The 12,668-nt window shown below is 32.3% G+C and carries 14 protein-coding genes and 1 other annotated feature; of the genes, 11 read left to right on the plus strand and 3 right to left on the minus strand.

What is annotated here, in order from left to right:
* Positions 1-172 precede the first annotated feature (172 nt).
* Positions 173-382: a binding site (T-box leader), on the plus strand.
* A 38-nt stretch (positions 383-420) separates the two neighbouring features.
* The 4 genes from tyrS (at position 421) to SLH52_RS10720 (ending at position 3,914) form a co-directional block, all read left to right on the plus strand.
* On the plus strand, positions 421-1,662 hold the full coding sequence (tyrS, locus tag SLH52_RS10705; protein ID WP_320209266.1) for a tyrosine--tRNA ligase: 1,242 nt from the start codon (positions 421-423) through the stop codon (positions 1,660-1,662).
* A 458-nt stretch (positions 1,663-2,120) separates the two neighbouring features.
* Positions 2,121-2,924: a site-2 protease family protein gene (locus SLH52_RS10710; RefSeq protein ID WP_320209267.1), complete on the plus strand. Its 804-nt coding sequence runs from the start codon at positions 2,121-2,123 to the stop codon at positions 2,922-2,924.
* A 63-nt stretch (positions 2,925-2,987) separates the two neighbouring features.
* Complete coding sequence (locus SLH52_RS10715) at positions 2,988-3,218, plus strand: hypothetical protein (RefSeq protein ID WP_320209268.1); 231 nt, start codon at positions 2,988-2,990, stop codon at positions 3,216-3,218.
* A 249-nt stretch (positions 3,219-3,467) separates the two neighbouring features.
* Positions 3,468-3,914, plus strand: coding sequence for a DUF1330 domain-containing protein (locus SLH52_RS10720; RefSeq protein WP_320209269.1), 447 nt, complete (start codon positions 3,468-3,470; stop codon positions 3,912-3,914).
* A gap of 74 nt (positions 3,915-3,988) precedes the next feature.
* Here SLH52_RS10720 and SLH52_RS10725 read toward each other — a convergent pair whose 3' ends face one another.
* Positions 3,989-4,234, minus strand: coding sequence for a hypothetical protein (locus SLH52_RS10725; RefSeq protein ID WP_320209270.1), 246 nt, complete (start codon positions 4,232-4,234; stop codon positions 3,989-3,991).
* 484 nt (positions 4,235-4,718) lie between these two features.
* Between SLH52_RS10725 and SLH52_RS10730 the strand changes: the two genes are divergently transcribed.
* Positions 4,719-5,147 (plus strand): hypothetical protein, encoded by a 429-nt coding sequence (locus SLH52_RS10730; protein ID WP_320209271.1) that lies wholly within the window; start codon positions 4,719-4,721, stop codon positions 5,145-5,147.
* A gap of 251 nt (positions 5,148-5,398) precedes the next feature.
* On the opposite strand, the gene SLH52_RS10735 is transcribed toward SLH52_RS10730, so the two are convergent.
* Complete coding sequence (locus SLH52_RS10735) at positions 5,399-5,743, minus strand: hypothetical protein (RefSeq protein WP_320209272.1); 345 nt, start codon at positions 5,741-5,743, stop codon at positions 5,399-5,401.
* Between the two features lie 290 nt (positions 5,744-6,033).
* Between SLH52_RS10735 and SLH52_RS10740 the strand changes: the two genes are divergently transcribed.
* From SLH52_RS10740 to SLH52_RS10765, 6 genes are all read left to right on the plus strand, one after another.
* Positions 6,034-6,222 (plus strand): hypothetical protein, encoded by a 189-nt coding sequence (locus tag SLH52_RS10740; RefSeq protein WP_320209273.1) that lies wholly within the window; start codon positions 6,034-6,036, stop codon positions 6,220-6,222.
* A gap of 363 nt (positions 6,223-6,585) precedes the next feature.
* Positions 6,586-6,960, plus strand: a complete 375-nt coding sequence (locus tag SLH52_RS10745; protein ID WP_320209274.1) for a fructose-bisphosphate aldolase — start codon at positions 6,586-6,588, stop codon at positions 6,958-6,960.
* 179 nt (positions 6,961-7,139) lie between these two features.
* Complete coding sequence (locus SLH52_RS10750) at positions 7,140-7,481, plus strand: cupin domain-containing protein (RefSeq protein WP_320209275.1); 342 nt, start codon at positions 7,140-7,142, stop codon at positions 7,479-7,481.
* A 317-nt stretch (positions 7,482-7,798) separates the two neighbouring features.
* Positions 7,799-8,488, plus strand: coding sequence for a hypothetical protein (locus tag SLH52_RS10755; protein WP_320209276.1), 690 nt, complete (start codon positions 7,799-7,801; stop codon positions 8,486-8,488).
* A gap of 288 nt (positions 8,489-8,776) precedes the next feature.
* Complete coding sequence (locus SLH52_RS10760) at positions 8,777-10,612, plus strand: S41 family peptidase (protein ID WP_320209277.1); 1,836 nt, start codon at positions 8,777-8,779, stop codon at positions 10,610-10,612.
* Positions 10,613-11,414: 802 nt separating this feature from the next.
* On the plus strand, positions 11,415-11,666 hold the full coding sequence (locus tag SLH52_RS10765) for a hypothetical protein (RefSeq protein WP_320209278.1): 252 nt from the start codon (positions 11,415-11,417) through the stop codon (positions 11,664-11,666).
* Positions 11,667-11,855: 189 nt separating this feature from the next.
* Here the strand turns inward: SLH52_RS10765 and SLH52_RS10770 are convergent, their stop codons facing one another.
* Positions 11,856-12,389 (minus strand): hypothetical protein, encoded by a 534-nt coding sequence (locus SLH52_RS10770; RefSeq protein WP_320209279.1) that lies wholly within the window; start codon positions 12,387-12,389, stop codon positions 11,856-11,858.
* Positions 12,390-12,668 lie beyond the last annotated feature (279 nt).

The raw sequence follows: 12,668 nt of genomic DNA on the forward strand, positions 1-12,668 counted from the left end.
TTTCCTAGATCATTTTAACAAGATAGGGCAGGAACCTTATATGTGGTTTCCTGCCTTTATGATATCATTGTGTTTATTTTGTTAGGTTGGGTGAAAAAAATTATAATTGGGATAAAAAGAAAGGTTGCTAAATCATTCTATATTCTGTAAAATAATTAAAAATCAGAATAAGATATAAGTTATGATAGGACAAAGTAGTTATTATCTCCCTGTATTTAGAGATCTGATGGTGGGTGAAAATCAGAACAAAGATAAGAACGAATTACCTCCTTGAACTTTCTTTGTGAACACATTTTAGCAAAGGACGGATGAGCCGTTATTCGATTTAAGTGGAAGATATATCTTCAATTAAGGGTGGTACCGCGTTAACCACGTCCCTTTATAAGGGGCGTGGTTTTTTATATTTAAAGGAGGAAAAAAATGGATAATTTCAAGAGGCTTACGAATGAACAAACAATGGAGGTTGAGAGGCAGCTGAGAATTTACAAAAATGGGGTTGAAGAAATTATTCCGGAAGCAGAGCTGAAAGACAAACTCTCAAGGTCTTTATTAAAGAATGAACCATTAAAAATTAAATTAGGTTTAGATCCTTCTGCTCCTGATGTTCATTTAGGGCATACTGTCGTATTGAATAAATTGAAACAATTTCAAGATAACGGCCACATCGTCCAATTAATTATAGGTGATTTTACTGGGAAAATAGGAGATCCAACTGGTAAATCTGCAGTAAGAAAGCAATTAACAAATGAAGAGGTAAAGAAAAATGCAAAAACGTATTTTGAGCAATTCAGTAAAGTGTTAGATATGGATAAAGTAGAGTTATATTACAATGCAAAATGGCTTTCATCTCTGAATTTTGAAGATATCATTCATCTTTCAGCAAAAATAACCGTGGCACGTTTAATTGAAAGAAATGATTTTTCTAATCGAATATCTACAGGAAAACCTATTTCCCTTCATGAATTTTTCTACCCTCTCATGCAAGGCTATGATTCAGTAGTTTTAGAAAGTGATGTAGAGTTAGGCGGAACTGATCAACATTTTAACGTTTTGATGGGAAGGCATCTACAAGAGCATTATGAAAAAGAGAAGCAAGTGGTGATGATGCTCCCATTGCTAGAAGGGTTAGATGGTGTAGAAAAGATGTCAAAATCAAAGAATAATTATATAGGTATTGAAGAAGAACCTAGCCAAATGTTCGGAAAAACAATGTCTATACCTGATAGTTTAATTCTCAAATACTTTAACCTAGTAACGGACTTATCAATAGACGAAAAGCAACAAATATCTCAAGGGTTAAAAGACGGTTCCCTCCATCCAAGGGATGCGAAAATCTACTTAAGTAAAACTATAGTAGATATATTTCATGGTAATGAAGCTGCTGAAAAAGCAGAAGAACATTTTAGAACAGTGTTCCAAAAAGGTTCAATTCCTAAAGACATTCCAGAAGTAAAGTGGAATGAATCTCTGAAGGTACCAATAGTTGAATTACTGGTTAAATTAAAGATGCAGTACTCCAAAAGTGAGGCTAGAAGAATGATTAAAAATGGTGGGATTAGGATTAACACCATTAAGGTCAATGACTCTAACCTTTTAGTAGATATCGAAGATGGTATGATACTACAGGTGGGAAAAAGAAAATTTGTAAAAATAAAAGTATAAAATGCAACTTCACTTTTGTGTAATCTTTCAATAAATGAAAATAGCAGCTGTATAACAAGGTGAGGAGCCCATATGTAAAAAGGTTTTGGAAAATGGTAACTATTTTATACAGCTAATGGTCTATGTACTTTCCTTGTTTACTAGAAAGCGACATGCTAATCTACAACAACCAATTTATACGCTAGAATATATTGTTAAAAACTTAAATAACATTTGGCTATCTAAATTTGTTGGAGGATGTACAATAGACACCTGTTCACTGTTGTCACATTATAGCTGTATGCCTAACCTTTTATAGAAGGTGATATTACTAATGAAAGATAAAAATTGTAAGTGTAAAGTAGTTCCACCATCACCTCAAGGACTGCCTAAATATTCTTTGTTGTTATATTAACACAACTCCCGTTGTGGTTAATAGTTATTAGATGGGGCTTTATAGTATAGTAGAGGTTATAAAAATGGATAATAAAGGAATGACTCATATGAGCAAGTTTTTCTCCCCGTTAAACGTGTGTATAATCTCGATTGTTATAGCTATTGCTTTATCATTTACATCTTATGCTGAAATGACCAATTTAATCAGCCTTAGTTTCTACTTATTAATCGTGTTATTCATCCATGAGCTAGGGCATGTCATTGGTGGGAAGCTTGCAGGATACAAATTTCTATTTATGACAGTTGGTCCAATAACGATTGAACGAAATCCAAATTTAAAAGTTATACCTAATAATAATTGGGTGGCATTTGGCGGGCTTGCCAGTTGTGTACCAACAGAGAAGAACTTAACTAATTTACTGAAACGACATAAAATATTTGTTGCAGGTGGTCCCATACTAACTGCCATTGCGAGTATTATTAGTTTATTAATATGGCACATGACAGAATACGAAATAGCAATGATATTCACGATTCTCAATACAGTCATTTTTTTCGCAACCATAGTCCCATTTCAAGGGTCAGATGGTAGTATTCTCCTTTCCTTGCAAAAAGGTGGAAAAGAGGCAGAAACACATTTAGCAACGCTCTTATTAATGAAAGAAATGATGTCTCCTAAAAATCCAATAGATTGGGATAAACAATTGGTTAAAGAGGCACAAAACGTAGATGTTTCATCTGATACAATCACAAACGCTTATTTATTGTTCTATTATCACTTAGTGACGGACAATTATTACAAAGCATCTGAATCGATCGAATTGTATAAACAACTTCCAATTACAAAAAAAACGAAAATGAACTTACAGTTTATTACTCATAGTTAACAAATTGATTCATTGCTAAAACCAGAGCCTGATTTTCAATTCATTAAAAGCTTACATTTGCAAATGTCTAAAATAATAGAGCCTATTAGCTATAAAAGAAGTGAGGCGATACTTGCTTATATAGAGGGTAATGTAGATCATGCAAATCACCTACTTGAAGAAGTGATGGGAAAGTGTATGAAAAGTGTCGCTCAATATGGATTTTATGAAGCTGAAGTTCAACTTACTCAAGTTGTAAAGAAACAATTAGAGAATATCCATGCTATAAGGAATGTAGATGAAAGAACACTTTAGTAGAACAATCCTAGTTTATGTAAGGTAAACTGAGCCTTAACAATCTGGCGCTAATCTGTGACAAGGATTAGTGCTTTTCTTCATTTTAGGGCCATATTGTGGAATAAAGCTTATCGAGCTAATGGATAGAGCACTCATAAAATATTCTTGCTTGGGAATAAAACATAAGACATAAAATACGTCAAAATTATAGACATATTTTATGTCTTTTGTTATTATTTACTTAAATTACGTCAAGGAGTGAAGAAAATGAGTGCAAAGAACACTAAAACCATTCGTTACATCGAACCATCGCAACGTGCTGGCATGAGGTTCATGCAACAAGGTTATGAGGGTAGCATCATCATGCTGAACCTGCTGCGTTTTCGTGATATTGCCGATTACACAGCCAATCCTGAGCTAGCATCAGAAGTCCCAATTAGCGGTGCCGAAGCTTTCAACCGCTATATTGAACACACGCTCCCATTTCTGCGTGAAAGTGGAGGAGAAGTCATGTTTCTTGGTGATAGCGGAGAATTTCTTATCGGTCCAGAAGACGAAAGATGGGATCTTGTCATGCTAATTCGCCAAAGCAGCGTGCAGTCGTTTCTTGCTTTTTCTAGTGATCAAGACTACCTAGCCGGTATAGGACACCGGACTGCAGCAATCGAAGATTCACGCCTTCTGCCTATGACAGAACTTCCGATACCGATTTAGTTAAAGGAAAATGCACTCATTAGATAAATGTCAATTAACCCCCAAATGATAGAGGATCGAGGGTTAGTTGACGTTTAATTTTCTGGGAATTCATCATGCTTTTCATGTAAGAACCGATCGTATTCTTTTACAGCAAAACTATTAGGAACATATTTTTTTTTTAATTCGTTATATAGCTTAGCTTTTGAATAAACTTCTAAATAAATATAACAAGCGCATAATTTTAGGTGGGGAATCCATGTGTAACATGATTCTTGAAAAATAGGTAATCCACTATCTTCTAATTGAGGTATTTCATTCCTAACAGTATTCTTTAGCACTAAATATTTTCTTCATAAGAAAATCTTCATAGGTTAAAAGATCTTTTATTTTAGACAACCAAATCCCTCCTTTGGCAATTACTAAACTTTGTTACAAAATACTATGTGTAAAAGATAGTAATTATTATTCGTACATACGTGGTGTAACCGTCAAATTTGTGTTAGGTAACCTAAACTTCCTTCAATTCTATACATTTAATCATCGATATGTCGGTCCTGACAAAATTCTATCAGTTCTTTCTTATTAAAAATTCAAACTGAGAACAAGCAATAGAAAAGAATACTGCTAAAGTTTAAAATTACATAAGATGAAATTAACGTAGATAAAGAATACCTTGACGGTGAATTTATTAGACATAATAGAGTCCAAAACAAATGATAAGCAGTGATGGTAAAATTGTATATGCCGTTGTTATTTGAAAGTCTAATTGATGAAGTAATATGAATAAAAATAGATAGAATACATAAAGGGTTTTTGTAGCTAATGAGTATAGTTAATTATCTTGGTTGTAATTTCACACTACCTTACAGTAACGATAATTTGGGTGAGAAGGTTGATATTGATGAAGGTTTTTTTAATGATGAAATAAGGAATCCAGTAAATAAACATTGTTTAACCAAGAATATATACGAGGTTTTTACTGATTTAGGTGTTGGTATGTCGTTTAATGCTAACAACCAAGACCCTTACTATAATAAAAGTAATAAAGAAGCAAAAGAGAGTTTCCTAGCGATATGTGATTTTTTAAAAGGATACCTTAACGAAGGGGATTATTGCGAGCTATATACTTGTTGGTTTGGAGAAGAGGAAGAAGAAAGAAATTATGATTTTGACCAAACTATCGACCTTAATAACATTGAAATCAATAACATCTCGATATTCGAGATAATTTTATTGATATTAAGGAGATAGTATTCAGTTAACAGTGGCTTTCACGAATGAAGCTTCCCTGAAAACCCGAATCCTTAACAGAAGATTACTTTACACATAAAAGATATCCCAGGTTTTTAATTACAGTAGTAGACCATAAATATGGTAAGTGGATATGAATCCGTAACACGGTGTAATAGTATTTGGTACTCCCATTTGTTGTGCTTATCTTCCATAACAAGGTGGCTTGTATATAGAAGTGTGAGTAATATAAAAGCCCAACAGTAGCGATTCTACTGTTGGTAAAAGCCATGATCATTCTTATATTTCAACCATTCGTTTATTTCATTCATAAGGTACATTCTCTTATCACCAATTTCAAGATAAGGTAGAAATCGATAGGTATCATAACTAGATAACTGAACTTTTAAACCATTGTCTTCATTAATAATATTATTTAGTTCATCTTCAGAAATATGTAGATATTCAAGTAATTCAGACTGAGTCAATAAATCATTATACTCTTCTTTTTCTGTATCTTTTTGAGTAGAATTAGAGACTATGTGAGCACTCCAAACTATTGATGAAGAAAAGATTAAAACATATAGCAGATGTAAGAAGTATTTTTTATTTTCCATAGACGTACTACTACCCCCCTCTATCTTAATATACCTCATCTATAATATCATATAAAAACAAGTTTTTTAGAACTCAGAGTGTGTTATTTTTTTTATGTTTTTTATATTTTCACTACTTGTTCTCTACTATTAACTTACACAATATAGAGCAAATATGAAGTGCAGATACGCGTAAATTGTTAATTTTGTGGCATGTTATAAAACTACAAGTTTTCCATTTATGATAAAATTAGGAAGGAAATATGAGGGTGAGCCCATAAACATTATGACAGTTTAGAAGATGGGTAATTATGATGACTAATAACTTATGGTCAGGAATATTGATGTCTTGTATAGTGTTTAATAGTTGGTTGTTAGTAGAAATAATTAACAGCTTCATTAAAGGGGCTGGTTTAGATGGACTATCGTTTTGTTTATTTTTAGTGGGATTAACACTTTTCTTTTATGTAGGTAAAAAGAATGGTGGAATTAGGTTTTAGTTTTCTAATAACAAATATCTTTTTCTACTAACACTTATTTGTTTAGTAAAAAATGGAAGTTATTAGTTCTTATCAAATTGGCGATAATCTGTAATAAAGGTTAGCCTCTATTTTTATGGGATTATTGTGGAGGAATTCTTAGATCACCTATTGGACATTATACTTTGCAAATTAGTCTCTTCATACTATGGCGCCATATAGCAGATTATTATAAAAAAACTATTATGTATTTTGCTAGCTTCAACTATAATAACAAAAATAGAAGATACATAATAATCCAACAGGGAAGGTTGGTGAAGGGGTTAATAGGGTTAAATGGTAGATTAGAATTGTAGGGAGAGAAATAAAATAAAAAAATTATGGGTGTTATTATTCTTATCAGTTTTAATATTGTTAATAGCTGCTTGTAATCATTTACAGGTCCCAACAATAGAGATTGAGGCACTTGTATCAAAATTAAGTGAAGAAGAATATGATTATGTAGGAACACATGGTTTAGACAATCCTACAAAAGATGATTTTCGTAAATTCACATTTGACTTTGCAGTCGAACACTCTACAAAAACTACACGAAAATTTGAATTCCCCGAGCGTTCGATATGGAAGGAAACCACAAACAAAATAGATAACCTTCAAGATAGATATTGGTTTGGTAAAGGATATAGTCGAAATAACGATAGTGAGCACTTTGCAAATTATGTGTGTGAATTTGTTTTTTTACTCAAAAGGGTTGAATGAAGAAGAAATTAAAAAGGCTTTTAATTCGATAATTTTTAAACTTTATTTAGGCACAGAAGAAGGAGAAAGAATTGAAAAGGAATATAAAGTTGGTAATTTAATTAAATTCGATAGCAACTAAAGTTCTTTAAACAACTGGTGAGGTAGTTTTTAAAAAAACTATTGATGGGGGTATTGAAATGAAAATAAGCAAAAACAATGCTGAACATTACATATGGGGGGATAACAGTGACGGGTGGCACTTAGTGAAAAATCAAAATTTAAGTGTTATTCATGAACGTATGCCAGCTAATACGTCTGAATCAAATCATTATCATAAAGAAGCACACCAATTTTTCTTTGTCTTATCAGGAATAGCAACCATTATGGTAAATGGTAAAGAGATAACCTTAAATCCTCAAGAAGGAGTTGAAGTTCCTCCTTTGGTACCTCACAAAATGTGTAACAAGTCAAATAATGAAGTTGAGTTTATGTTGATTTCCCAACCTTCAAGTAAAGGTGATAGGTTTTTGGTAGATTAAATTGTTTGAACAATTTGGAGATGTATTCTAAACATAATTTAAGCAACTTCAATACTCTATTTCATCATCTTGAAGAATTTTACTCCTAAAATAAAACATTTAATATAAACCTCGTCCTAAAAGATATTACTTTTTTCAAAATGGGTCAACTAGAAAAATGAATCGCTGATCTTATTATCCGAATGCGCGTTTCTATAAGAAACGTGCCTTTTTTTTGTGATTTCGTAGTAGTCGAATTCTTACAGTGAAACATACACACATTCAGAAACATGAATACGTACACTAAAACATAAATTCATTTAAAGGGTGTTTTATTCATGATCACATCTTGTAGTTGTAAAAAAACATTAGTACCATCAAAAGTAACCCAAGAAAAATGTTGTGATTTATTATGTACAATAGGTGAAACTTTTTCAAATGGTATAGACATGAGAATACCACAAGGTCCTCCATTAACAATTTTTGAAACAATACCTAATTATGGTAAAAAGGGAGTAATTTCTCTTTTTACGATATTCGAGCCAATAACGTTAACTTTCATACCTATAGTTGGTGATGCAATCCCTATTCCTTTAGATTCAAGTGAGAACATATCGATTCCTTTTGATAACATAAAACAAATTACGGTAGCCAATGTGGAGGAAGGAGGGAATAGCCTTGAATATGCTATATGTACCTTGTTAGGAGCAAAGACAAACTGTTGCAATGTATTATGTTTTCATTCTGATCCTAGTATAAATTTTTTTATACCTACAGGAACTACAAGGACAATATTTCTAACTTTGAATAAAATGGGTGAAACTGGGATGATTACAATAAAACCACAAAACTTTAAAATAAAATTAACCTTTATTCCTCTAATTGGCAAAAGTGCATTTTTCACCTTAGACGAATTCCATTCTATATCGATTCCGTTTGAAAAGATAAAACAAGTGACAGTAGAAAACTTATCAAATTCCAACGCCGAAATTCGCTATGAAATTTGTACATTAATAGATCCAAACTAAAAGACTCTTTAGGGTAGTAAACTCCGGTTGAATTGTGTTTACTAAGTTAGAACATTCCTTGAAAAAAACAAAGAAGCTATCTTTTAACTTAATAGACTGTATATTTATATTCCACAATCTTGCGCTAATCTGAAATAAAGGTTAGCGTTTTTTAAATTGTAAGGTCATAATGTTGAAGAACAAATTCTCATTCTTTATGTTTTAGATTGGCTTGCAAGAAAAATATGGAACCTTTTCATGATAAATTCGTATTAAAGTGTACAATGAAAAATAATAGGGGTGTTTGTTTTGTCTAAGAAAATATTAGTTATAATCGCTCTAGTTGGAATCCTGCTATTTGCTGTTTATAGTTTCATTCAAGGAACAGACAAACCAACTAATAAGGAAGAGACAAATTCTGTAGTAGATTTATCTATTTCTATTGAGCAGCAGGTGGAAAATCTGCATGCATTCTCGAGATTATATGGATACATACGTTACTTTCATCCAAGTGATGAAGCTGAACAAATTGATTGGGAAAAATTTGCTATATACGGAACGGGTTACGTAGTTAAAGCCAAAAACACTGGGGATCTAAAAGAAAAGTTAGAGGAATTATTTTTACCTATTGCTCCAACAATTCAAATCTATCAAGAGGGAGAAGAAGTTAGGGACACTCTCAACATAGAATCAGAGGATTCTAGTTTGAACTATGTTGCTTGGCAACATTTTGGAAAAGCAAGAAATAAGTTTGAGGGAGGGGTATACAAAAAGGAAAAAATAATATTTAACGAGACTTCATCTTCTGAAAAATTATTCGATTCTCTTCCAACTGTTGGTGAGAAAATCTCTGAAACAATAAATAGATCATTGAGAGCTAATATTCCATTAGTTCTTTATACAGATGGAGAAAAAACACTAGGTTCAACTGAAGAAACGATGATTGAGCTAGACAACTTAGTAGAGGAAATTAATAAAGTTAAAGCAGATCCAGATGCAGAAGCACTTCATACACGTATAGCTGGAGTTACAATTCTTTGGAATGATATTCAGCATTTTTATCCTTACTTTGAGGAAGTGAACGCAGATTGGCTTAAAGAGTTACCTTCTTTTATAGAGGTAGCGCTTGAAACCAAAAATAAGGAGGATTATGCTGATATAATTGATTACATGACAGAAAAATTAGCTGATGGTCATATTAGTGGTAATCTCCAAAGATGGAAAGAGTCTTATAGGCTACCATTTACCGTAGATATAGCAGAGGATCAATTGGTGATCACATCAACTTACCAAGATACACATTTCAAGGTTGGGGATATTATTATGTCAATAGACGAAAAGCCCACGTATGAGTATTTATTACAATCACAAGCAAGGATTTCTGGTTCGCCACAAACTAAAGAACTGCTTTCCATTTGGGCACTTGAATATGGAAAAATGGATGAAACCCTTTTACTAGAAATAGATCGTAATGGAAAATCCTTATCTCTAGAAGGATCATACGGTTATGCAAATGGTTTAAGTAACTTTCCTATTATAAGTCAACATATTACTGAAATCAAAGAAGGAATTTATTATGTAAATACACTTAAGATTGATTATGACGTATTGATTCCACACTTAGATTCTCTTGCAAAAGCAAAAGGAATTATTTTCGACATGAGGGGGCGTCCAGGACCCAATATTTGGCAGTTGGTTAGTCATTTAACAGACCGCACTGTTAAAGGTCCACTATTAGCAATAGAACAAATTATATACCCAGATCATAAGAAACTGGCTGGATATAATACTACTGGTACGTGGACAATTGAACCGCAAGAACCTAGGTTCGAAGGAGAATTTGTGTTCTTAACCAATGCACGAGCAATTAGTTATCCTGAAACTATTCTTGGGGTGATTGAAGATAATAACTTGGGCTATATTGTTGGTCAACCAACTGCAGGTGCAAATGGCGATATTACTGAGATCAATTTACCTGGACATGAAAATATTTGGTTTACAGGGTTGAAAGTTGTCAAATCCGATGGCTCTCAACATCATTTTATCGGTATTGAACCAACACATGTGGTTGAACGTACCATAGAAGGAATAAAAGCCGGTAAAGATGAATACATTGAAAAAGCAATCCAGATAATTAATCAGTAATTAGCTATCTTGTTTGATTTGAATGTTGCCAAAAGATGTGCTTCTTTTTAAGAAAGCTCTTAATCCAGCAATATGACGCAAGAATGTAGTACTATCAAGGCTACTTTTAGGATAATAGCTATTTAAAAGTTGATCAGTCAGAAATGACTGGCTAACATATAAAACCCATGTAACCAAAGATAACGGGAACGACCAAATCGGACGTTCCCGTATTTTATGCACTAAAAAACAACAGTACATAAGACATTCTTCTTAAAGGTTTATTTTTAGGTGATCAGTTATCTATGTATAATCGTTTCTGTAATATAAAGGATAACATTCAGGGAGAAAAGGCTCCGTACTCCTTAAATTTTATCAAAAATGTAAATCAAAAAGTTTCTTTTCATGACCAATCTCACATAAGAGAATCACAATGTCCAACAAGGACGTTATGGCACAGTATATATGACCTCGAAAATCGCACTGTATTAATAGACTTTTACCTTGATGAAGAAAATGAAGCAATAACAAGATCGGGATACATTCGCCTTTCCCTATAAAAGAGTTAAATATCGAAGAAACGGTGAATCATTATTGAGTTCATTGATTGGCTAAAGATACGTTATGATATTTTGTTATTCATTAACTTGGCGCCTTTCTTGAAGAAGGGTGTCTTTCTTTATTGACGGTGTCATATTGTAAAATAAGGATGTTTAAAGAAAATTAATAATTAACGGATAATCATTCTTGAAGAGACTACAATGACCTAAATATATTAGATACTTCAGGTGAAATAAAAGGGTGAATAAATGGGAGGGATAATATGAAACAAGACAGGTTATTTATTTTAGGTTTGTTTCTTATTTTGAGTGGTACTATTTTGTTAGGGTTTATACATTTAGCAATATCAACTTACATCCCCAACTTGAGCGGCTGGAGTGATCCACCAGGTAAATTGCATACTATTCTTAATAATATATTAGGATGGTTTCCATATATTTTAAGTGTCGTAGAACTTTTAATTGGTACTATTTTAGTAGTGATTTCTTTAACGAATTCAAAGAAAGGGGGCTAATCACCTTAATATTAGGAGCATAAAATAAAAAGGAAACAAAGGCAATTAAATAGTAAAGAGTTCGGTTCAGATGTACAAAATTATAAATAACAGTAAAAAAAGATATTCAATTAGGTTGCAAATTAGTAACTTAATTAACAACAAAAATCGCAGTAAAAAAATGAGCATATTCGTTATGCTCATTTTTTATTATTGATTTAATAAACTAATTGTCTTGAAAATTCTTGAATACATTTCTTCAATATGTTCATCAGTCTTTTTATCATTATATAAACCATATTCCCATTTTTTTAATGTGTCTTCTTCTTGTGATGTGAGAACACCAACAGAATAACTATTACCAGCAGTCCAATTTGAAGTCTTGTCGTACTTTAAATCTTTTTCAGTAAAAGGAATATAATTATCAGTTCCGATAAAGAAAAATGGAATTTTTGAATTTAAGTAAACGTCTGCATATTGGCTTTCAGAAGCCTCTGAAAGGTTATCCTCTCTAATAAAGACTGCATCATAAGACTTCAGTTCTTCACTTGTCATTTCATCGGATGAAACTTCTGTAAATATAACTTGTAGCTCTTTTACAGCTGGTGGTTCTCCAACCACTGCTATTCTTAAAGAATGTCCTTCATACGTATCGAAATCTGGGCTTAAAGAACAACCTGTTAGAGCAACTGTTAGAATTAATATGATAAAACTTAAATATCTCTTTCCCTTTGATTTTTTCATATGCACCCCCTTAACATATTTTAACATAATATTTTGAACGCCTTGTTAAGTAAATTAATAACCGAGAAGTATACACGACTTATTGCATATAGATTATTTCTTTTAAATTAAATTGTTTTTTTACGATGCCTAATCGTTAAACAGATGTACCTATCATTTAATCTATTCAGCGGAGGCACTAATCTGAAATAAAAGTTTAGTGTCTTTTTCATTAGAGTGCTATATTCTGTGAAAAGGATTGCCTAAGTACTGAACATTTGAAATAATTGCTCTGAAGTT

Origin of the sequence: Cytobacillus sp. IB215665 (assembly GCF_033963835.1) — a bacterium.
GTDB lineage: Bacteria > Bacillota > Bacilli > Bacillales > SM2101 > Nanhaiella.

Bases quoted from the DNA above. Each gene is read 5' to 3' on its own strand.
- tyrS (WP_320209266.1), top strand. From the start codon at position 421: ATGGATAATTTCAAGAGGCTTACGAATGAACAAACAATGGAGGTTGAG.
- SLH52_RS10710 (WP_320209267.1), top strand. From the start codon at position 2,121: ATGGATAATAAAGGAATGACTCATATGAGCAAGTTTTTCTCCCCGTTA.
- SLH52_RS10715 (WP_320209268.1), top strand. From the start codon at position 2,988: ATGTCTAAAATAATAGAGCCTATTAGCTATAAAAGAAGTGAGGCGATA.
- SLH52_RS10720 (WP_320209269.1), top strand. From the start codon at position 3,468: ATGAGTGCAAAGAACACTAAAACCATTCGTTACATCGAACCATCGCAA.
- SLH52_RS10730 (WP_320209271.1), top strand. From the start codon at position 4,719: ATGAGTATAGTTAATTATCTTGGTTGTAATTTCACACTACCTTACAGT.
- SLH52_RS10735 (WP_320209272.1), bottom strand. From the start codon at position 5,743: ATGGAAAATAAAAAATACTTCTTACATCTGCTATATGTTTTAATCTTT.
- SLH52_RS10740 (WP_320209273.1), top strand. From the start codon at position 6,034: ATGATGACTAATAACTTATGGTCAGGAATATTGATGTCTTGTATAGTG.
- SLH52_RS10750 (WP_320209275.1), top strand. From the start codon at position 7,140: ATGAAAATAAGCAAAAACAATGCTGAACATTACATATGGGGGGATAAC.
- SLH52_RS10755 (WP_320209276.1), top strand. From the start codon at position 7,799: ATGATCACATCTTGTAGTTGTAAAAAAACATTAGTACCATCAAAAGTA.
- SLH52_RS10765 (WP_320209278.1), top strand. From the start codon at position 11,415: ATGAAACAAGACAGGTTATTTATTTTAGGTTTGTTTCTTATTTTGAGT.
- SLH52_RS10770 (WP_320209279.1), bottom strand. From the start codon at position 12,389: ATGAAAAAATCAAAGGGAAAGAGATATTTAAGTTTTATCATATTAATT.